Below are 22,820 nucleotides of genomic sequence, written 5' to 3'. Positions count from 1 at the left end.
TACAAGTTTGCTTGGTTGAATAGAAAATAATATAACGTATATATACTGAAAATTTGAGGTTTTTGTGTCCAATATAGAACGTTTGGTTTTTGAAGAAGACGGGGAACTCTACACCATCTTGTTTGAGTCCAAGGAGACACCGAACATCCCAGAAATTATTACCCCGGAAGTTGACAACGAAAGAGAATCTTATGGTTTTCGGGAAGAAGCCGTTATCAAAATGCAGGAAGTACACCAACAAATTCGGGCTTATACTAAGTATGCTATTGGTGCTTTTAAAAATTTAGGTGCTGCTGAGGTGGAAGAAGTTACACTCAAGTTTGGTTTAAAAATTGGGGGAAAAACTGGTATTCCTCTACTAACTGAAGGTTCGGCTGAGAGTAATTTTGAGATTGAGGTGAAATGTAAATTTCCTAACATCAAACAAAATCCCAGCACTTAACTGTTATTTGGAAAAGTTAACGCTAGACCTAACCCCCCAGCCCCCTTCCCTACTAGGGAAGGGGGAGAAATCAAAGCCTCATACCAAGTTGTGTTTAAAGATGTTTGTTTTCGCAGGTAAGGGAGCAACCCACCCCTAGCCCCCTTTCAAGGGCAGGTTTTTTACACTTCGACCCAAAAACACTGATTTTAGGGTGTAAGGGTATAAGGGTGTAGGGGTGTAGGGGTAGATGAAAGTCTGATAATTTCCTGAATCTTATAGTCCTCACTGATTACTTTATGAAAAACCTGCCCTTAAGAGCCCCTAGCCCCTCCCTGGAGGGGAACGGGAAGTAGCACAGAGTAAGATACTATCTTTGACTGCAACATAGTATCAACTATACATCTTGTGGGGTGGGCATCTTGCCCGCCCTGAAGCTGGGACAGGCAGAATGTTTTGCTACTTCTTCATTGTCTCTAAATCCAAATTAGAGGCAATTTGCGCCAACTTCTCAAAATCAGAAAAGTCATCGACATAAGGTAAACAACCCAACACCGGAATATTAGTCAGAGATTGAATTAACTCTTTCGGTGTTAAATCAGCGATTTCCTCATCAGAACGGGGTTGTGTGCAGTTCAACACGATACCTTTGAGATCCACCCGCGCTTGTCTAGCCAAGGCAACATTTGCTACCGCATGACCAAGGGAACCCAATTTTACAGGTACAACTAACACCGTAGGTAAACGCCATTCCCCGGCTAAATCTGCCACAGTTAACTCGTCCGTGATGGGGGAACCCAAGCCGCCGACACCTTCAACTAATACCAAATCAAGGCGCGATCGCAACTGCGTTAAAGTCTGCCAAACTATTCCTAAATCCACTGTGCGATTTTCCCTAGCGGCGGCGATAGGTGGCGCTAGAGGCGCGTTAAAGTACAGAGGTGTCATCTCTGCTGTGGATTGCTCTAGTGTAAAGTGGTTTTGATACCATTCGCGATCGCCAATTCCCGATTGAATTGGTTTCATAATTCCCCAACTACCTTTACGGTAGTATTTTTGACAGTAAGCCGCCAAAACTGTAGTTAAAGCAGTTTTGCCAGCTTCTGTATCAGTCCCTGTAATCAATAGTGATTTCAACAATTTGGTTTAAAAATCTCAATAAGAACGTAGTTAATGAAGTAAATAAAATTACTTCAAATTTTTAGAGCTAAAAACTCACAGATATTTTAGTACACAGTCTACGCTGATATTTACGATGGTGTACTTTCTGGTTCAGGAACGGAAGTAGGCGTTTCTGTAGGTGTAGGCGTTTCTGTAGGTGTAGGTGTTTCTGTAGGTGTAGGTGTGGGTGTAGGTGTAGGTGTAGGAGTTGGGGTTGGTGTCGGTGTGGGTGTAGGCGTGGCTGTTGGTGTCGGTGTTTCTTGAATGGGTTTTTCTAGAGTGACAGCCAAATTATAGTCACTTGCAGCAACACCTGGATTAAGAGTCAACCTAATTGTATATCTGCCAGTATTAGGTAATGTGCCTACATAGTTCGTCACTTGCTGGGCGCTAACATCAATTGGCTGTTGATTGCTACCTACAACAGTTAATAATACACCGTCGCCTTGGTCAACAAAGGTTGTTACTTTATCTCCTGCTTCCCCAAAGAAACTATATTGAATAATCTGATTTGCTTGGATGGTGTCGGGAACCGTAGCTGTATTAGTGTTTCCCAAATTCAGCCGCTTGTTGATAATTACTGGTTCTGGTGTGGGGGTGGCGAATGTAGTACCACCAGTAACTACTGGTGAAGGGAAAGTTTGCGGTGGTATTGTTTGGTCTGGACGTGATGACGACTGACTGCGAATAGAACTTACCAAAGCCCAAGAACCAACGCCAGCGAGAATGACCACAGCACTACCAATAGCCCCCAAAGCCAAAGGGTTATCTAAAATTGAACTACTGCGACTAGGGGGAATTACGGGGTCTGGTTGGTTAGGTGCAGGTGGTGGTGGTTGTACAGGTTCGGGAGGACGACCAACAGCAATTGTTTGCACAAGAGAAATATCAGGGAGAGTGGGGACAGGGACATTAGGTCGGTCTATAGATTGTAATGCTTGGGATACCTCCGCCGCCGATGGGAAGCGATCGCCTGGTGCATGGCTCAACATCCGATTGATAATCTGGGCAAAGACAGGATTTACCCTCACCCACCTTTGCCAAGTCCAACTCAGTTGGTTTTCATCAAATAATTCTGATGGTTTCTTCCCTGTCAATAAAACTATACCTGTCACAGCCAAAGCATACAAATCGCTACTAGCATAAGCCCGTCCCGTTTGCATTTGTTCAGTGGGGGAGTAACCCAACTTCCCCACAGTGGTGACTGGTGTTGTCATCTGTGGAGATTGTAAACGAGTCGCCAGTTCCTTAACCACACCAAAATCAATCAACACTGGCTGAGAATCACTATCACGCAAAATGATATTGTCTGGAGAAATATCTCGATGAATAATCCCGCGATCGTGGATATGTTCCAACACAGGTAATAACGAGCGGATCAATTGTAATACTTCTGTCTCCGTGAAAGTTTGACCGACAGCTTGCCGTTGGCTGAGTAGTTCCTGATAAGTCCTCCCAGCTACATAGTCCTGTACCAAAAATAAGCGCTGGTCTTGCTCAAATTTTTCGCGGAATTTCGGTATTTGCGGATTTTCTATCTGATATAAAATAGCAGCTTCCCGGTGGAAAAGCTCTTGTGCCTTTTCCCAAGCCGCCGCCCCTGTTGGTGTAGGAGGAATCAGTTCCTTAATCGCACACAGTTCGTTAAAGCGTCTCTGGTCTTCCGCCAAGTAGGTTCTACCAAATCCTCCTTGTCCGAGAATTTGCACAATGCGGTAACGATTTTGCAGGACAGTGCCAATTAAAATTGGTGGTTGCATGGTCATCAGTAGAGTATAAAAGCAACTCAGGAGGAAGTAAGTCACCCACCAGGATAAATCAAAGCGGCGACCGACACTACCTGCGGCGATATTTTACCCTACACCGCAGGTAGAAACACAAGCAATGTGTTCTATGCTTATTGTGCTACGCTCGGCAACTTTTGGCTCTGAAAATTGCCAGCAGGGAACAGCAGACGGGTAACAGCATTGCCCAGCCTACTGAGATTTTGTAGCCACGACACTAGAAAAATTCATTTTTTTGGTCAACTACTTACGAGCAAAACCCACTCTCCACTAACCTTTTCAACCTAGATGAATGATCGATAAAAAAATCATGTGATGATTAAAAACTAGATCTTGTGGTATTCAACTAAAATTTTTATCTAGTATAAGCCAGAAGACTCCCGCTACACCGTGCAAGCGGTTAGCGGGAGATGAATGGTGATTAAAAACGAGACACCCCTGAAACAAAATCGAGCGTAGCGAGATAAGTATCAGGGGTAGTTGAGTTTTTAATAGTAAATATGGTAGTCTACTTGATAGTAATTCGGTTAACAAATGATAGTCTACGAAGCAAAAGCAGAGGCAACAAAAAAGCAGTTAATCAAAGTGAATGAAGCTTTGAGAACTGCTCTTTTTGTTAGGAACTCTTGCTTGCGCTATTGGATGGATGGTCATGCAAAAACTGGTTACGACTTAAATAAATATACGAAAGTTCTGTCAGACAATCCTGAGTTTCCTTGGGTGTCAAAGCTCAATTCATCGGCAAGACAAGCAATGGCAGAACGTGCCTGGGCAGCAATTAGTAGGTTTTTTGATAACTGCAAAAAAAGTAGAGACGCGATTAATCGCGTCTCTACAGGCAAGAAGGGATTTCCTCGTTTTCGTAAACTCCAAACCAGAGCATCTGTTGAATACAAACAAAGTGGTTGGACAGTATCCGAGTGCCGCAACTACATAACATTCACAGACAGGTTTGGAATTGGGACGATGAAATTAAGGGGAACTCGTGACTTGAATTACTATCAAGTAAAACAGATAAAGCGAGTCAGAATTGTGCGTCGTTCAGATGGAATATACGTCCAGTTCTGTATCGACCACGAACGAAAAGAGCAATTAGAACCCACAGGTAAATCTCTTGCTCTTGACCTTGGACTCACTCATTTCTACACAGATAGTGATGGTAATAAAGTTGAGAATCCCAGATTTCTACGCAAATCCGAGAAAGCACTAAAAAAGGCACAACGCAGATTGTCTCGTTGTGCCAAAGGGTCTAAAAATCGTGCTAAAGCACGAAATAGATTAGGTAGAAAACACCTAAAATTACAACGCCAGCGTAAAGATTGGTGCGTCAAGAAAGCACTCTCGCTAATCAAGTCGGCAGACTTTGTGGCGTATGAAAATTTGCAGGTGCGGAATATGGTGAAAAACCACAAACTGGCGAAAAGTATCTCTGATGCCAGTTGGAGTATTTTCACTCAATGGCTGGAGTATTTCGGCAAGGTGTATGGACGAGTTGTTGTTGCTGTGTCACCTGCGTACACGAGTATTGATTGCTCGAATTGTGGACATCAAGTTGACAAAACCCTCAGTACTAGGACACACATTTGCCCTAACTGCTCATACACTGCTTGCCGTGACTTAAATGCCAGTATCAATATCCTCAACAAAGGATTAAAACTATTCAAAAATACCGATGGGCAGTCGGGAATTCAACACGCCTCTGGAGAGTCTGACCTCTGCTTGGAGAAGGTAACTTCTTTTAGTAAGTCATCTCAACGAAAGAGGAAAATCTCGCAGTGATGTGGGAATCTCCCGCTACACCGCTTTGCGGTTAGCGGGAGTGGATGTCAAAAGAAAAATTTGTCAACTCATAGAAATACGGTGTTGATAGTTTTAATTGCCGTGGTAGAATTTAAACTATTTTATGCGATACGCCTAAAATTGTATGTCACAGCATGAACTAGACTCAAAAAAACTATTTTTGAGAATAGCAATTAATCTTTTAAACATACTTCAGCAATCAAAATCAGCTGGTGAAATATAGCTAGAAATTTTGCAGTTAAACTCCGCTTCGTTCTCGACTGGACGGCGGGGTACAGCCCATCACCCTTTCTCTGCCTCTAACCAAGAACTTTGATAGGTACAAGTCTACCGCATCCTTACCCACCCAAAGGTCAAGGATATCTGATATCTGCTTGATTCATGGTTCATGGATTCCTAACTCACAAAAGTATTCATTTCACTTTTTGAGTCGGCGATTCATCAACTATAATCTAAGCAGGTGATAATAAAGCTGAATTTCTCAACTAAAAACTTTTTGGTGATCACCAATCAAAGATTTAGTTTGTCAGTTTATATTATAATTTTGAGGGCAATATCTTAGAATAGTGCATGAGCATTCGGATATCTTTAGATATTTGTTTGTTAATGATTCTAATTCTTGATTGCTATCGGGCGAAATCAACTAGCCCCTGAATAATCACTCCTGAGTTAGCAGCAATATAATTAATAGAAGATGCTGATGAGTTAATCAGAGTCCGAAAATTTTGTGATGCTGCTAATCAACTAAACTCACGCTAGCTTCTGGCATAGGCTGATCTGTATGAGATTTTTTTTGTCACTAGGAACGAGAAATAGGCAGATGATTATATTGAGAAATATTTAAAGTACTTATGAAAGCTTCAAAAAAACACACAGATGTTTTTTTTACCGTCTTCCAGTTAAACCTACTAAATATCTAATGCTAAGATTGCCATGAATGCACATCGAGGATCTGCTGTGCTCAGTTCTGCAACTTTTAAACTGCAGCCAACTGCATCAGGACTGACTGAAAATCATCGCCTGCGGCTGTTTTCTGGCTCTTCTAACGTACCACTTTCTCAAGAAGTCGCTCGTTACCTGGGGATGGACTTAGGCCCCATGATTCGCAAAAGATTTGCGGATGGGGAACTATATGTTCAAATTCAGGAATCGATCAGGGGTTGTGATGTTTACCTCATCCAACCATGCTGTCAACCAGTTAACGATCACTTGATGGAATTACTAATCATGGTTGATGCCTGTAGACGTGCTTCAGCGCGACAGGTAACAGCAGTAATTCCTTATTATGGTTATGCTCGTGCTGACCGCAAAACCGCAGGGAGAGAATCAATTACTGCCAAGTTGGTTGCTAACCTGATTACTCAATCAGGTGCTAACCGTGTCTTAGCAATGGATTTACACGCTGCTCAAATTCAGGGGTATTTCGATATTCCTTTTGATCATGTTTACGGTTCACCAGTGATCATAGACTATTTAGTTAGCAAACAACTGCATGATATTGTAGTTGTTTCTCCTGACGTTGGTGGTGTAGCTAGGGCGAGAGCATTTGCCAAAAAGCTCAATGATGCCCCACTAGCGATTATTGACAAACGCCGTCAGGCGCATAACGTCGCCGAAGTTTTAAATGTAATTGGTGATGTCAAAGGCAAAACCGCAGTTTTGGTTGATGACATGATTGATACTGGTGGTACAATTGCCGCCGGCGCTAAATTATTACGTGAAGAAGGGGCGCGACAAGTATATGCTTGTGCTACCCATGCAGTCTTCTCGCCTCCAGCCGTTGAACGTTTGTCCAGTGGCGTGTTTGAGGAAGTCATTGTCACCAATACAATACCCATACCAGAAAGCGATCGCTTTCCCCAACTAGTAGTGTTATCAGTAGCTAACTTACTAGGTGAAACCATCTGGCGGATTCATGAAGATACATCTGTAAGTAGTATGTTCCGCTAGTCAAAAAAAGACTGTCTTTTCTGCTACAGTCTGACATAAAAAAATATGAAGTATGAGGTGGGTGATTTTCCGCACTTCATGCTTCTTATTTTTAATGGCTAAAATGTGTCCATAGATTTAGGAAAAATTGAACGCAGATAAACGCAGATAAACGCAGATGAATAGGATGTGAGATTATTGGCTAATAATTTCATCTTGATAAGCTACTAATGGCTTGGTTGACTGTCAACAGTCAACAAAAAAACTAATTTGACGAAGAAATATCTATTTTTTGCTGAACATCTGGATATTTCTGCTCAAAACCCCTAACTTCCGATAATGTATAAAGTGGTCTTTGTTTAACCTCTTCATAAATTCGCCCGATATACTCACCCAAAATACCAATACTAACTAATTGCACTGCGCCTAAGAAGAATATAGCTATCAGAATAATGGTGATTCCCGTTAGGGGAGAATGGGGAGTAAAAATCCGCCAATACAAAACTAGCAAACACATCAGTAGTGAAACTACAGCCGCTAACAAACCTAAATAAGTTGACATTCTTAATGGCACTTTTGAGAAGGAAACTATGCCATTAATTGCTAAGGCGAAAGATTTACGGAAGGTATATTTAACATCACCTGCAAAACGCGGATCACGCTCAAATTTGACGGCTGTTTGATTAAAGCCAACCCAAGAACGTAATCCCCGAATGTAACGATTTCGTTCTGGCATGGCGTTGAGTACGTCTACAACTTGCCGATCTAATAAGCAAAAATCCCCGGTGTCTGTGGGAATATCTACGTCTGCCAGTCGTTTAAGAATCCGATAAAAGGCGTAAGCTGTGAAGCGTTTAAACCAGCCTTCTTGGCGGCGTTTGATTCGTTGGGCATAAACTATATGGTATCCTTGTTGCCACAGTTCCACCATTTCGATGATTAACTCTGGTGGGTCTTGTAAATCGGCATCGAGAATGACTACTACTTGTCCCCGGACATGATTTAAACCTGCGGTGACGGCGATTTGATGACCAAAATTTCTGGCGAGACTGAGGTAGACTACACGAGGATCTTGTTGATGTAATTCTCGCATCATTTTGAGAGAGCGATCGCGGCTACCATCATTTACCAAACACAACTCGACTGAACCATCCATTTGATTCATCACTTGGGAAATGCGGCGATACATTTCTTCAATGTTTTCTTCTTCGTTGTAAATCGGGACGATAAAAGAATATTTAGGTGGCATAGTTGAGTAATGTTAAGATTTTTTACGAGATGGAAAAGAGCGACGACGACGATACCAAGTAGAACCACCAACGAGGATGCCAATCAATGCCAAAGCACCTACTACTGGTAAAATTTCTCCAGAACGGATGGCTTTGAAGCCAGAACTCCCCAACATGACAAATGGCAAGATTCCCGGTACTGTGCCTAAAGCTGTGCCAATTAGGTAATCTTTAAAGCTGATTGATGTCAAACCTGCGGCAAAATTAACTAAGCCGTAGGGGAGGATGGGCATCAGGCGGATAGCAAACATATAAAATATTGCTCCCTGTCTGACTTCTGCATCTATGGCTTGCCAACGTCCCGCTAGTTTTTGGGCAACAATTTCCCGCCCTACTGTGCGTGCAAATATAAAGGCGGCGATCGCAGCTATAATTGCCGCTACACTTGTCCAAAATGTTCCCATCCAAACACCAAAAATGGCTCCACCTGTTAAATTCAGGGCTGTTGATGGCAAAATCAAGATGGTTGCTATCACATAAATAGCTACATAAGTGATAGGGGCCCAAATCCCCGCAGCTTTTAACCAGGACTGGATGAGTGCGGGATTAATTCCTCCCAGTAAATATCCCGTCACTGCGGTAGCTATTAGGCAGACAGTCATCAGTATGGCAAAACTAGTTTTAGCTTTCAGCATCAGTTAAAGCTCCCTGATGGGCGTTTTTGCAGAAAAGATGCCATCATCGACCGTAGGCGGTACGCGATCGCTAACACCATTTTCAATTTTTCACTAGCAACAACGTAAAATTTACTACTTTTTTATTAATAAACTGGGTAATTATAGATGATACTTATGTATAATCAATGCCTATATACTTATCGCTAAAATATTAACCTATTTTGGTAACTAAAAGTTGCTAGGTTATAGAAGAAACACTGGATCTTTATTTTTTGCTAAGATAAAACAGATGAAGTAATTTTTCTGTAAAACGGGAAGACTATGGTTATTCCCTCATGGGTGAATTTCCATGAAAGTCCCGAATAGGAAAATGCTTAAAAAATCTCGGCTTAACCTTTTAATTTTGCCTATTTCTTTTGTTTCCTGGCTGTGTGTGGGAATTTTGACTAACTCCCAGGCTGATGCGTTACCTGGACAAAGTACAGAGGAAGTCGGTACTTGGATTAAAGCACATCCCACTCTGCGCCCCAGGGCTGGGGAGAAATTGTTTGTCCAAAAAAGTGATACAGCCGCCCAGCGATTCACTTTTCAAGCCTCGGTGTTACCGCCTGGTAAAGTGGCTTTCACTAAAGACCGGAGTGTAATTCGTAGTGAACGCCTGACCATGTATGATGCAGTTAATGGCATGACCTTAGAGCGTCTACAAGAATCCTTGCGGGTAATTTACGGTTTAGATATTTATCAAGACTTTAAACGCGCCCAAGTGCTTTATGAATATCCTAATGAAAGTGCTATTAACTCAGCGCGGATGGCTAGAACTCCCATTAGAGAAGCATTGAAGGGAGAATTACGAGTAGGCGATCGCTACGCTTATTGGTTGGAAGTCGCCCAACCAAGAGACGGTAAAGCTTTTACAGGACAAATGACGGTTTTGCTCAAAAGTGACTTAGACAAGTTAGAAACAGAACTGCGAAATCGTTAGTGATTAGTCATTAGTCATTGGTCATTAGTCATTAGTTATTAGTTATAGCAGTTGCTGGATAGATGAGGACATAAGCCCTGTTCTCTGTCCCCTGCTATAACTGTTTTTTCGGCAAAAATTCAGCGATCGCCTGCTTATAATTCCAGTAGCGATCGCCTAAAGAGGGTTAATTAAAGTCACAATTCAATTTTGGTGCAACTTAAAAACGGGGAACATCCACCGTCAAGTTAGAATTTAAAGCCAGACGCAAATCTTGCTGTGGTCGAACCACAAATACTTCAACTTCTTTTTTACGCAGTAAAATGCTAGTTACAGCACCAGCTGCTGCACCACCAACAGGTTCTAAAATTTCAATTCTCCGATTACCTGTGAGCAAAGAAATCACAGTAGCAGCACCAGCACCAATTGCCGAGTCAGTTAATATTTTACCAGTGTCATTTTTTCTGATTTTTTCTGTTCTGGTGATGGTTTGAGAACTGGCATTAATTGATTGTCTTTCACCGGAAGGATAGACTAACTCTCTGGCAACAAACCTGACACCTCTAACATTATTTTGGTCGTTTCTGTCTTGAGGGAAATTACCGTTGTAATATACGGGTTCTAGTTGTCCAATAACTTCGCTACCAGCAGGAATCAAAACTCTCCTGTTGCTATCAACAATATTGTTAGCTATTCTCAAAGTTAAAGCTACAGTTTCGCCACGACTAACTACTACTTGCTCTTTCTCGTAGCTGACAGGAAAAGTCACTCCAGCAGGAATAGAAACTCTCCGATTTTGATTATTAAATTGGGCGTTAGCAGCCGGTGCAAAAGCAATCATCGGGGCAACAGTTCCTGTAGTAACTGTTAATGCCATGAGTGCGGCAGCACCAAATCTCCAGCGATTCAAGCGAGTCATAATCTTTTTTTGAGTTCTCTGCAATTATATATTTCTTGACGATGTTTTACGGGGATTGTTTCTTACATGATTGGGGACAGTTGACAGTTGACAGTTGACAGTTGACAGTTGATAGGTGACAGGTGACAGGTGACAGTTGACAGTTGACAGTTGACAGAAGTTAAAGGCTTCTTCCTTTCCCCTTTTCCCCTTTCCCCTTTCCCCCTTCTTTCAAGGGCAGGTTTTTTACACTTCGACCCAAAAACACTGATTTTAGGGTGTAGGGGTATAAGGGTGTAGGGGTGTAGGGGTAGATGAAAGTCTGATAATTTACTGAATCTTATAGTCCTCACTGATTACTTTATGAAAAACCTGCCCTTAAGAGACTCCCCCTACTCCCCCTCTCACAAGTTTAGGTTTTTAATCTAGAAGTGAGTAAGGACTCTAAAACTAACGAGAAAATCATTGTTTTATTCACCCCTACACCCCTACACCCTTACACCCTTACACCCCAAACCAAGGTTTTTGGAACACCAATAAAAAACCTACACCTGTCAGCTTTCCCCCTTCCCCCTTCCCCTTTCCCCCACTCCTCAAGAGATTCTCCCCGCCAGACTAGCAACAACCTTGAGTAACTGAATTGGCTCAATTGGTTTGGGGATGTGAATTTGGAAGCCGGCGGTGAGGGCTTGTTGGCGATCGCTTTGTCTGGCGTAAGCGGTGAGGGCGGCGGCGGGGACGTTTCCCCCTTGTTCTGATGGTAGCGCTCGAATTTTGCGAATGAGGGAGTAACCATCTTCTTCTGGCATCCCAATATCACTGAGTATCACGTCAGGTTTGACAACTGGCACTAATTGTAAGGCTTCACGGGCGGAGGAGGCTGTGGTGACAGTTGCGCCGTATTGTTCTAAGGCTGTTTGCAGAAATTCTCTGGTATCTGGCTCATCATCAACTATTAAAATTTTCAGTCCCGTGATTTGGATGTTGGTATCCCAAGCTGTTTGCCTTTGAATTAACAGTTGTTCTGCGGTGATGCTGAGGGGAGTTGGTAAAATTGGCAACTCAACTGTAAATGTGGCTCCTGTTCCTTCTCCAAGGCTAGTTACGGCTACTTGACCACTGTGGAGTTGCACTAAGTTCCGCACGATCGCTAAACCTAAACCCAGTCCTCCTTGGTTTCTGGTTGTGGTAGAGTCGGCTTGGCGGAAACGGTCAAATACATAAGGCAGAAACTCAAGGCTAATGCCTTTGCCTGTATCAATTACCTGAATCTGCACATTCGTCTCTACTTGTGCTAGGCGAATTTCTACCCTGCCACCTTCAGGTGTAAATTTGACAGCATTAGACAGTAGATTCCACACTACTTGTTGTAACCTTTCTGGGTCGCCGGCGACTACGACATCAGCATCAAGTCGGGAGTCAATTTGAATTGATTTGCTATTAGCAACAGGTCTGACTGTATCTAAGGCGGCGAGGATGACGGGAATCAAATTGGTGGGACGCAGATTTAGGCGGATGTTACCGCGAATAATCCGCGAAATATCGAGTAAGTCTTCAATTAATTGCGTCTGGGCTTGAGCATTGCGCTCAATTGATTCTAGGGCTTGTTGAATCTTATCTGGGGACAGTTTGCGGGTGCGGAGTAGGCGCGACCAACCTAAAATCCCGTTGAGGGGCGATCGCAATTCGTGGGAAACTATCGCCAAAAACTCGTCTTTCATGCGGCTGGCTTTCTCTAGTTCGATGCGTGCAGCCCGTTCTCTTTCCAAAGCTTGCGCCCGTTCTTCAATCAGCAATTTCTGGTCGTGAATATCGGTGCAGGAACCAAACCACTTGACAATTTGTCCGTTTTGCTCTTTCAACGGTAGAGCTTTGCCTAAATGCCAACGGTATTCGCCATCGCTCCCACGGCGTAAGCGGTACTCAATGTTATAGCTATTCCCTGTTTGCAGGCTATTTTGCCAGACGGCAAAGGTGGGTTCTACATCATCAGGATGTAAAATATATTGCCATCCTTCGCCTTGGGTTTGTTCTAGTGTCTTGCCTGTGTAGTCATACCAGCGTTGATTAAAGTATTCGTGATAGCCGTCTGGTTTGGTGATCCAGACCATTTGCGGCATAGTGTCGGCAAGGGTGCGGAATTTTAATTCGCTTTGGCGTATAGCCTTCTCTGCCTTGGTGCGTTCAGTTACATCTAAGACTAGTGAAAGTATGGAACTTACCCGACCAGTTTCATCAGTGGTGGTGGAGTTGTACCACTCACAATGAATTACTTTGCCATCTTTGGTATAGTTGCGATTGTAATTGATAATTTGCGATTCTTGACCACTCAGGAGGCGATCGCCTACTTGGGCGACTGCTGTCACATCCTCCTCATAAACCATGTGCAGGTCTTGAATATATCTTCCTAATACTTCCTCAGCCCGCCAACCAAAGATTTTTTCTGCCGCAGATGACCAACGGGTAACGCATAGGTGGTCATCCCACTGTACCAGTGCCAAGGGCGTAGTATCTATGTGTAAATTTAACAGTTGCAAGGCATTTTGTAGGGCTAGTTCAGATTGCTTACGCTTGGTAATATCTGTATGTGTACCCAGCATTCGCAGAGGATTACCTTGTTCATCCCAAGCAACTATTTTACCAATGGAGAGAATCCATAACCAATCGCCTGACTTGGTGCGTTGTCTGAACTCGACGCGATATTCGTCAGTCTTCCCGGCGATATATTCTTGGTAAACGCGATATACTAATTTTCTGTCATCGGGATGCAGGCGATCGCGCCAAGCCTGATTTGTTTCCTTGAACCCATCAGGGTCATATCCTAGCATTTGGGCGTATTCTGGAGTTACAACCGCTTCCCCAGTTTGAATATTCAGGTCATAAAGCCCTTGATTTGCGGCTTTCAGGGCTAAACGTAAGCGTTCTTCACTCTCAGCTAAAGCAGCTTGGGCGGCGCTTTGTTCTTGCAATGCTGCTTGCAGAACTGCTTCCCATTGGGGGGCTTGTGGTTCATTTGCCCAAACTTCCGAGAGGTTTTTACCAATTAAAGCCGCAGACTTTAAGCCAGTAATTTGTTCATGTATGGAGTTAGCATAGATGTAGCGTAACTGCGAATCAAAGCGCGTCACTATACCGGGAATATTTTCTACTAATGTGGCTAATTCTTGCTGCTGGCGAAGAACTGCTTGTTCTGCCCGATGGCGTTCAGTTATATCCTGCCAGTTTACCACAAAGCCGTCTTGGAATTTAGCAGCGCGAATATTAAACACTCGCGTCAAAGGTTGACCTTGGTCATTATCCTCGTAAATCAGTTCATCTTTTACCAGTGTTTGCCCAGTCTCCACCACTTGACAGTATTGTGCAAATAGCCCAGATTCTTTATGCTGGGGGAGAATTTCACCCAGTCTTCTACTAGTCTGTTCTTCACAGCCATTACTCACACAGGCGGCAGTATTAACATATTCAATGTGAAAGTCTACAATTTGCCCAGAGCGATCGCGGATGGCAGAGTAAATACCAAAGCCATCTAAAATATTCCCAATGGCGGCGCGAAGATTTGCCTCATTGTTATATACTTGCTGCTTAGTTGCTTGTATAGTTTTGATCAGTAAAACTATACCCGCGACAATGATAGCGATTAGTTCTAGCCCAAGGGTGAGAGCGATCGCCCCTCTAACGACTGGGAACCAAAAATTACAAGCTTTACCCTGGTATAATGCCATGACTTGAATCACAGCCAGCATTAGCCAAGCCAAAATAAACACAATCAGTTTTTTGTCAGGCAGCATAGACTTGCCAGGGTAGTAGTAAAAATCTAAGTTGGTAACAAGCTCAATTCATAATGTATCAGTCTCATAACAGTTCGGGATAGGGAATATGAAAAAATTGGGCTGTAGAGGTGTAGGGTAAAGATTTTTTGATGCTCGGTTGTAGGTTTTCTCATAAACCGGAGAATTTTTGTTTTTGTCTACAGGTAGTTTAAATGTTTTAGCTAATCCGAGAAAACTGATTTCTCATACTGTTAATTTTTGTAAATTTACTAACTTTTAGACTAGAAACCTGATTACTACATAGTTACACTAACAAGAGTGCATCTGTACTGCTAGTTAATAAAATCAAGATTTACCCATGAAAACGAAAAATCTATTGCTTTGGCAAAGATAAGGTATAGGAGTAGAGGTGTTCCAAACCCTTACACCCTTACACCCTCCCATAGCAGAGAGTCTCGTGGCGTAAGTCCTCTTAAAATGTAGATGCGGCGCTATAGCCTCAATGATTCCAGTACAACTTGTTCTCAAAAACTTTCTTAGTTACCGTGATGCAACTTTAGATTTTCGGGGTTTGCATACGGCTTGTATTTGTGGTTCCAATGGAGCTGGTAAGTCATCTCTCCTCGAAGCCATTACATGGGCGCTGTGGGGTGAAAGTCGCGCGGCGGCTGAAGATGATGTGATTAATGCTGGTGAAAAAGAGGTAAGAGTTGATTTTACTTTTCAAAATAATCAGCAAAAATATCGCGTAATTCGCTCTAGGGTGCGGGGTGCGGCTGGGGTTCTGGAATTTCAAATCGAAACACCTTCTGGGTTTCGAGCAATTACGGGTAAAGGTGTGCGGGCGACTCAGGACTTGATATTAGAACATATCAAGCTTGATTACGATACTTTTATTAACTCGGCTTACCTGCGTCAAGGGCGGGCGGATGAATTTATGCTCAAACGCCCCAGCGAACGCAAGGAAATTTTGGCGGAGTTGTTGAAGCTTAATCAGTATGATGAATTAGAGGAACGAGCTAAGGAATCATCACGCCAATTTAAGATTCGCTCGGAAGAACTAGAGCGTTCTTTGGAGTCGATGAAAACGCAACTCAAACAACAGGAAAATACTCAAGCCCAACGGCAAGAATTAGAGTCGCAAATTAATCAACTGCAACAGGTACAAGCTTTTGAGACGATTAAGTTGCAGAGTTTGCAGGTGATTCAACATCAAAGGCAAACTACAGAACAACAACTCAACTTTGTTAGACAACAATACCAAAATCTCAGCCAAGATGGCGATCGCCTCCAACAAGAACAGTCAACTGTGAAAACGCAGTTGGCTGAGTTAGCAGCTATCTTACAACGAGAAGCAGAGATTACCGATGGCTACAACCAATACCAAAGTCTGCAAGCGCAAGAAGAAGCTTATACCGTCAAATTTGAGGAATATACCCGCGCTACAGCCCTCCGCCAACAAAAGCAACAACAGTTAACTCAGCAAATTCACGAACTAGAAAGACAACTCCAACAAGTCCAAGGACAACTAGAAGCCTTACAGCAGCAAGAAGAAGAAATTCAACATACCTTGAGTAAGTCAGGGGAAATAGAAGCCGCCCTATCCCAACTCGCCGCCGCCCGTCGCCATTTAGCGCATCTAGATGAGTTGCAAATGCAGGTGTCACCCTTGTTACAACAGCGCCAAAGTTTGCAAAGCCATTTAGATCGGGTTCATGCGGGGTTAGTCGCTAGGCTAGAACAACTGCAAGCCACAGAAAATCAACTGCAAAGGGCTTCCCAACGCCAACCCCAACTGCAACAAGCGGTGATGGAAGTGGCGATGCAGATAGATAAGATGGAGAAGGATAAGGTTTATTTGCAACGTGTGCAGGAAAAAGGGCATGAGAGAAGGCACTTTATGGAGCGTTTGCAAGCCCAGCAACGAGAATATGAGCGATTATTGGGAGAATTAGAGCAGAAATTGCAGATGCTCCGCAACCCTGATGCTATCTGTCCCTTGTGCGAACGTCCTTTAGATGAGCATCACTGGAACCGGGTGGTAGATAAAACTAAGGATGAGTATAAGGAAACTGAGGGGCAATTATGGGTATTTCGGGAGCAAATGGCGGTTTCTGATCGGGAAATTCAGTTATTACGGCAGGAATACCGGGAAATACACCAGAAATTAAACGCCTACGATGCTTTACGGGAGCAAAGAGGACAACTCGCTGCACAATTACAATCAACTAGCGATGCTGAACAACAGTTACAACAGTTGGCAGCAGAAAAGGAACATTTGGAGCGATCGCTACAAGCTGGTGATTATGCCCTGGATCAACAAGCCGAACTGCGACAATTGGAACAGTATCTGCAAAAATTAAATTATAATGAGCAAGACCATGCCCTGGCGCGGAGTGAGGTGGAACGGTGGCGCTGGGCAGAAATTAAGCAAGGGCAAATCAAGGATGCTACAAAACGCCTAGCTGCACTCACAGCCCGTAAACCAGAACTACAAGCCCAAATTGCCGAATTACAAACCAGAGGTCAGCAAGAACAAACCCATTCAGAATCTGCTCAACAAATCGCAGCTCTAGAGCAGCAAATTACTGAAATTGGCTATAGTTCAGAACAGCATAATAACCTGCGCGTAGCCCTTCGTCAAGCTCAATCTTGGCAGTTGCGTTACCAGCAGCTATTATCAGCCCAACAACAGTATCCCCAACTCCAGGGAAGGCTGCAAGAATTAGAAGCGGCGAAACTGGCGAGATTACAAGAACGGCAACAACTCGCCACCCAAATCGACAGCCTTGTGGAACAATTAGCCCAAGCCGCTAACCCCATTGAGCAAATTCAAGCGTTAGAACAGCAGTTAGTCAGCAGACGACGACAGCTAGACGAACAAATCGCCCAGTTAGGACGTTTGGAACAGTTGACACATCAACTAGAAACGATGCAAATTCAGTATGAGGAGCAACAAAAACAATACCAAACTTGCAAACAGCAATATCGTGTATATCAGGAATTAGCACAGGCGTTTGGTAAAAATGGTATCCAAGCACTGATGATTGAGAATGTGTTACCGCAACTGGAAGCCGAGACAAATCAACTCTTGGCAAGGTTGACTGCAAATCAGTTGCACGTACAATTTATTACACAAAGAGCGGGGAAAGGCAGTAAATCTACTAAGAAGAACGCCAAACTCATCGATACCTTAGATATTCTCATCGCCGATGCCAGAGGTACAAGAGCATACGAAACTTATTCTGGTGGGGAAGCCTTTAGAATTAACTTTGCGATTCGTTTAGCCTTGGCGAAACTCCTAGCCCAAAGAGCCGGAGCCGCATTACAATTGTTAATTGTCGATGAAGGTTTTGGTACACAGGATGCCGAAGGATGCGATCGCCTGATTGCCGCTATAAATGCGATCGCCAACGATTTCGCCTGCATCCTCACCGTCACCCATATGCCCCACCTCAAAGAAGCCTTCCAAGCCAGAATTGAAGTAAATAAGACTCAACAAGGGTCACATATCAGGTTGTTAACTTGATTGGGGACTTACAGTTACCATTGTTGTTTAGTTTAGAGGAGCTTCATTGGATGAATTTACAAGAAATTATTAATTCCATTAACAATTTGCCCACAGAAGAACAGGACTATTTATTTGAGTTTCTGCGTCAAAAAAAGGAGGAATTTAGAGGGGATAATTTTTGGCAAGGATTACAAAAATTTAGGCAGGTAATCCAAAGCGAGGGGATTATTTTTACTGATGAAGATTTTGCTGATTTACGAGACCCGAGCGTGGGCAGAGAAGTAGAGTTATAGCAGGTGACAGGTGATAGGGGACAGGTGACAGAGTTAAAAGACTTTTGCTGTCTTAGTTTTTTCATTTCCTCATGTTCTAGCTATAAGTATCAAGAGTTTATATAGCTGTGGTCATACCAATTCTCCATGAAGTTGCGCCGAATAAACAATGTAGAGACGTTGCATGCAACGTCTCTACAGCGCAGAATAAAGTGCATCTTCATCAAGAAACGGTATCACACCCTTTATGACATTTTCAAAGCTTGAATGGTAGAAATAGTAAGACTTTACCTCCTGCCTCCTGCCTCCTGCCTCCTGCCTCCTGCTATAACTCCTGCCTCCTCCAACATCGTTAAATGCTGAGTGACAGGAGCGAGGGTATTAGCAACAATCATGCCACTGGCGGCGACGGCTGGTAAACCGATGCCGGGGAAGGTGGAGTCACCGCAGCACAGCAACCCGCTTAAGGGTGTGGTGTGGCTAGGGAATAAACCAGAGGCGGCGGAAATTGCTGGGCCGTAGGAACCACGATGACGGCGTAAATAACGTTCGTGGGTGAGGGGTGTACCGACTAGGGTGATTTCGCAACGCTTGCGGATATCGGGGATGATTCTTTCTAAAGCTTGCCACATGACTTCCGCACGCGATCGCTTTTGTTGCTCATATTCCTGACTTCTCCTATCCAGTCCTTGCCAAAGTGCGTAAGGTTCATTTCCAGGGGTATATACATGAATTGTGTGCTTACTTGGGGGTGCAAGGGAAGGGTCGAGAATTGAAGGAATGGATACCAGCACAACATTCTGCGGTGCAGTAATACCCAATTGCCAGTCATTCACCACAATATAATGACAAGCTAAATCTGCGGGTAAACCTTGGGCATCAATACCTAAGTGCAGGTGCATGAAACTATCACATTCTGGTGTTGCTTGGCGTTGGTTACGGAATTTTTTGGATATAGTCCCATCTGGCAGTAACTTCAGTGTATCCCACACCGAAGCATTAGAAACAACCGCCCGCCGCGCCCGAATTTCTCGACCACCACGCAATTTGACACCAACCGCCCTATTACCTTCTACCAATATTTGCTCAACATGACTACCTAAAAGCAATTGTCCGCCATGTTTTTCTAACCCTTTGACAAGAGCATCGACTAAAGCACCGCTACCACCGACAGGGTAATCTAGAACTACCCCTGGTTTGTACCAGTCAGCAAACATAAAAGCGACTTCTGCGGCGTTAGTACCAGATGCGGGGAGTCCAGAGAGGAGAAAACACAACAAATTCAGCCAATTATTAATAAACGGGTCACGGACAACATCATCCATGATGCGAGAGAAAGGCCCTGTTAACTTAATAAAATTGGTAGCGTGTTTAGCTAGAGATGGGGCAAATTTGCCGACTGTGAAAGCTGCGCCTAAATCCCAGCGTAACGCAGCTGGAGGAAGTGCGATCGCCGCTTCGGCTAATGGTGTCATCACTCTTTGCAACTGTCGCCATTGTAACACCGCATCGTCGCCCCGCAGCCTCGCCAACAAGTCGCAAAACTGTTCTGCACCGACCGAGGCATCAAAATCACCTTCTGGCAGACGACAGCCCCAAGTATCATAAGTGACCAAAGGCAAATCAACACCAATCACATCTAGCACTTGTCGCAGAGGGTTAACGGAAGGACTGTAAGACAACCCAGAGTAGAGAGAAGGCCCTGAGTCAAACTTAAATCCTTGATGTGTGAAACTGTGCGCTGCGCCACCTGCAATGGTATGACTTTCACAAACAATCACATCAAAGCCATAGCGTGCTAACACAGCAGCACAACTCAAACCCCCAATACCACTACCAATTACAATTACATCAGTCATTAGTCATTAGTCATTAGTCAATTTCTTTCCATTACCCATTACCGATGACCCATTACCCATTACCCATTACCCATTACCCTAAAAATACTGCACTCTTGCATCTAACCCATTAGAGCGTAACATTTTAGAGGTTCTTTCGGCGGAGGCGCGATCGCTAAAACTGCCGGCGTTGATGTAAGTTCCTAAATTGGAGTTGGCTGTGAACGCATTGGGTACATAACGGCGTACTTGATTGAGGGTACTACCATTGCGAACTGGTACTACAACTACATAACGATTATTTCCAAAATTCCCAGGATTGTTAAAATCCTCTGATGTGGAAGTACCATTGTTGATGTTGAGTGCATTCCAAGTTTGCCAATCTACGTTACCTGTGGGATTAAGTTGATTGTATTGTTGGAATGCGACTACGGAGGCTCTGGTGTAGTCATCATAGTAGCCATCGAAACTACCGTTAAAAAAGCCTAGTTCTGATAAACGCTGTTGCACGGCTCTGACATTGTTACCGCGATCGCCTACAGTGAGAAAATCTCTAGTTGGCTGCTGATTAGCATATCTATCTTCCCAAGCTTGGTTGACTGCCTGTAAGATTTGTACATCAGCAATACCATCGGCACTCAATCCATATTCCCGTTGAAATCGGATAATGGCATCCCTAGTCATCGCCCCGACAGTGCCTGTCGGATTGGTGTTAAAATAACCCAAGTCCCGTAGCCTTTGCTGCAAATCTCTCACCTGTTGAGTTGATAAATTCGGTCTACCTGGAAGACCAACATTATCTAAAGCATTCCAAGTCTGGGCGTTAACAACTCCAGTAATGGGTAAACCTGCGTTGCGTTGAAAGGCCATGACCGCCTCTCTAGTGATACCTCGAAAACTTCCTGTGGGATTAGCATTGAAATAACCCAACTCGCGTAAACGCTGCTGTAGTCTAGTAACAGCCGGGCCTGTGCTACCTTCCGAAAGTACAGGATATTCCCCACCAACACCAACAGCATTTCTGATAGCTTGTGCAGTTTGGCTACCGACAATACCAGTAGTAGATATACTATTAGCACGTTGAAATCTAATGACTGCTTGCTGAGTTTCTGAGCCAAAATAGCCAGTGTTGGGGCCGTTAAAGTAGCCTAACCGCCGCAAATTCTGTTGTAATTGGGTAACTGCTGCGCCTCTACTACCTAAGCGCAATTCACCGCCAATATTACCCCCAGGTGTTGCAGTACGGCAAGCTCTTTGTAAAGCTCTTTGTGTACCAGCACCAACAACACCATCCGCAGTAAGTCTGTTATTTCTCTGAAAATTAATGACGGCGCTACGGGTGATGCTAGCAAACCTACCGTTAACAGGGCCGTTAAAAAAGCCTAATTGTTTGAGACATCTCTGAATATTGGCTACTTCTGGGCTATTGCTGCCTACTTGCTGCACGGCTAAGGCTTGTCCAGCTACGCCCAAGATGCTGATAGTTAGTGCTACAGATAACAGCCTGATTGCTGCATTACTAGATAGTTTCTGTGATAGCCAAAATTTCAGATTAATTTTTATTGGGATAAAATTCACTTCTTCAGTTGATTCATAAACTGAAGCTAGATGAGAATAACTAATCGTGTCCATGTCTGTTCTGCTTTTTCGAGGTAGAGAAATCCCCTGATCGGGGTTGTCGTCAAGATTAAAATCACAACGGCTAGATTATTTTCCGGTAATTGCGTAAAAATACTTAATAAACTGCTATTGCTGGAAATCTAAATATATTTACTATATATTCAGGTATTGTTTAAAACAAAAATGCCACTTCCTCCTTATATAGGACTTACGCAACTGGCATATTTTTTCTGTAGGGTGTGTGACGCTCTGAAAATATTTGAACGTAGTAATCAGACTTGTAGCGTCACGCACCAACCACCAATTGTGACACTTGCGTAAGTCCTGTTATATTTAATTAAGTGTCTCTACTTATAAGTTGGAGGAGTTGAAGTTTGAGTCTCCTATTTACACTAAGTCACGATAATTAAGAATTTTTATTCATCGACGCGCTCAATATTCCCTACTTTTGTCCAACCTTCTATTTTGCTGCTTTCAACACGCACCTTTTTCCAAACTTTATCGGAGTTCTCTTCCAAGACAATAATTTTTTCGTTAAAAGCAGCACCGCCGACACGTTCTGATTCTGAAGTAGGTTCAGCCCGCAAGCTTACGCCTTGAGGCCAAGTAATCTTTCCTTTATAAGCACCTTTGGGTAATGCTTCTTCTGTTTCTGTGGGAGTTGGGGAGGGAGTAGGAGAAGTTTCAGGTGTGGCTTCAGATTTAGGAGTTGGTTGTGTCTTGTTTTTCTTATCTGGGTCTTTGAGGGCGGGACTATCATTAGCGTAAATCGGCTTGCTAGGGGGTATGGAGGTTCTGTTGAGAAAATACAGTCCGACTGCAACGCCGCTACCTAATAAAACTGCGATCGCCAACAATATCCCTAGTATAAATTTAAGTAAAGCAGAAAACATAATCTAAAACCTCATTAGTCATTAGTCATTAGTTAACAGTTAACCGTCAACCGTCA

The 22,820-nt window shown here is 43.5% G+C and carries 15 protein-coding genes; 6 read left to right on the top strand and 9 right to left on the bottom strand.

All coding sequences use genetic code 11. The annotated features are described in order from the left end of the window. Positions 1-64 precede the first annotated feature (64 nt). Positions 65-442, top strand: coding sequence for a CU044_2847 family protein (locus H6G83_RS00175; protein WP_190465416.1), 378 nt, complete (start codon positions 65-67; stop codon positions 440-442). Between the two features lie 438 nt (positions 443-880). Here H6G83_RS00175 and bioD read toward each other — a convergent pair whose 3' ends face one another. Together bioD and H6G83_RS00165 are read right to left on the bottom strand one after the other, a co-directional pair. Next, positions 881-1,558, bottom strand: coding sequence for a dethiobiotin synthase (gene bioD, locus H6G83_RS00170; protein ID WP_190465414.1), 678 nt, complete (start codon positions 1,556-1,558; stop codon positions 881-883). A 113-nt stretch (positions 1,559-1,671) separates the two neighbouring features. Continuing rightward, positions 1,672-3,342 carry a serine/threonine-protein kinase gene (locus H6G83_RS00165; RefSeq protein WP_190465413.1) on the bottom strand — a complete coding sequence of 557 codons (1,671 nt, stop codon included), beginning with the start codon at positions 3,340-3,342 and terminating at the stop codon, positions 1,672-1,674. Between the two features lie 558 nt (positions 3,343-3,900). Here H6G83_RS00165 and H6G83_RS00160 point away from each other — a divergent pair. Beyond that, positions 3,901-5,145: an RNA-guided endonuclease InsQ/TnpB family protein gene (locus H6G83_RS00160; RefSeq protein WP_190465410.1), complete on the top strand. Its 1,245-nt coding sequence runs from the start codon at positions 3,901-3,903 to the stop codon at positions 5,143-5,145. Positions 5,146-6,099: 954 nt separating this feature from the next. Then, positions 6,100-7,116 (top strand): ribose-phosphate pyrophosphokinase, encoded by a 1,017-nt coding sequence (locus H6G83_RS00155; protein ID WP_190465408.1) that lies wholly within the window; start codon positions 6,100-6,102, stop codon positions 7,114-7,116. A 244-nt stretch (positions 7,117-7,360) separates the two neighbouring features. On the opposite strand, the gene H6G83_RS00150 is transcribed toward H6G83_RS00155, so the two are convergent. Together H6G83_RS00150 and H6G83_RS00145 are read right to left on the bottom strand one after the other, a co-directional pair. After that, complete coding sequence (locus H6G83_RS00150; protein ID WP_190465406.1) at positions 7,361-8,344, bottom strand: glycosyltransferase family 2 protein; 984 nt, start codon at positions 8,342-8,344, stop codon at positions 7,361-7,363. Between the two features lie 12 nt (positions 8,345-8,356). Next, positions 8,357-9,019, bottom strand: a complete 663-nt coding sequence (locus H6G83_RS00145; RefSeq protein ID WP_190465404.1) for a TVP38/TMEM64 family protein — start codon at positions 9,017-9,019, stop codon at positions 8,357-8,359. Between the two features lie 352 nt (positions 9,020-9,371). On the opposite strand from H6G83_RS00145, the gene H6G83_RS00140 reads away from it, so the two are divergent. Next, a complete protein-coding gene (locus H6G83_RS00140; RefSeq protein WP_190465403.1) occupies positions 9,372-9,983 on the top strand; it encodes a hypothetical protein in 612 nt (203 codons plus the stop codon). 199 nt (positions 9,984-10,182) lie between these two features. Here H6G83_RS00140 and H6G83_RS00135 read toward each other — a convergent pair whose 3' ends face one another. Together H6G83_RS00135 and H6G83_RS00130 are read right to left on the bottom strand one after the other, a co-directional pair. Further along, positions 10,183-10,881 (bottom strand): conjugal transfer protein TrbI, encoded by a 699-nt coding sequence (locus H6G83_RS00135; RefSeq protein WP_190465401.1) that lies wholly within the window; start codon positions 10,879-10,881, stop codon positions 10,183-10,185. A gap of 572 nt (positions 10,882-11,453) precedes the next feature. Beyond that, positions 11,454-14,648: a PAS domain S-box protein gene (locus H6G83_RS00130; RefSeq protein WP_190465399.1), complete on the bottom strand. Its 3,195-nt coding sequence runs from the start codon at positions 14,646-14,648 to the stop codon at positions 11,454-11,456. Positions 14,649-15,132: 484 nt separating this feature from the next. Here H6G83_RS00130 and sbcC point away from each other — a divergent pair, with 484 nt between their 5' ends. Continuing rightward, on the top strand, positions 15,133-18,159 hold the full coding sequence (sbcC, locus tag H6G83_RS00125; protein ID WP_190465397.1) for an exonuclease subunit SbcC: 3,027 nt from the start codon (positions 15,133-15,135) through the stop codon (positions 18,157-18,159). 50 nt (positions 18,160-18,209) lie between these two features. Next, positions 18,210-18,434, top strand: a complete 225-nt coding sequence (locus H6G83_RS00120) for a hypothetical protein (RefSeq protein ID WP_190465395.1) — start codon at positions 18,210-18,212, stop codon at positions 18,432-18,434. 266 nt (positions 18,435-18,700) lie between these two features. On the opposite strand, the gene H6G83_RS00115 is transcribed toward H6G83_RS00120, so the two are convergent. From H6G83_RS00115 to H6G83_RS00105, 3 genes are all read right to left on the bottom strand, one after another. Then, entirely contained in the window at positions 18,701-20,272 is a 1,572-nt protein-coding gene (locus H6G83_RS00115) for a phytoene desaturase family protein (RefSeq protein ID WP_190465393.1), read from the bottom strand. A gap of 78 nt (positions 20,273-20,350) precedes the next feature. Continuing rightward, the gene (locus H6G83_RS00110) at positions 20,351-21,883 is read right to left on the bottom strand and encodes a peptidoglycan-binding domain-containing protein (protein ID WP_190465391.1); all 1,533 of its coding nucleotides are present in this window, start codon (positions 21,881-21,883) and stop codon (positions 20,351-20,353) included. A gap of 404 nt (positions 21,884-22,287) precedes the next feature. Beyond that, on the bottom strand, positions 22,288-22,764 hold the full coding sequence (locus tag H6G83_RS00105; protein WP_190465389.1) for an SH3 domain-containing protein: 477 nt from the start codon (positions 22,762-22,764) through the stop codon (positions 22,288-22,290). Between the last annotated feature and the right edge of the window lie 56 nt (positions 22,765-22,820).

Source organism: Anabaena azotica FACHB-119 (assembly GCF_014697625.1).
GTDB lineage: Bacteria > Cyanobacteriota > Cyanobacteriia > Cyanobacteriales > Nostocaceae > Trichormus > Trichormus azoticus_A.
The sequence above is the reverse complement of the archived record's forward strand: the minus strand, read 5'-3'. Positions and strand labels throughout refer to the sequence as shown.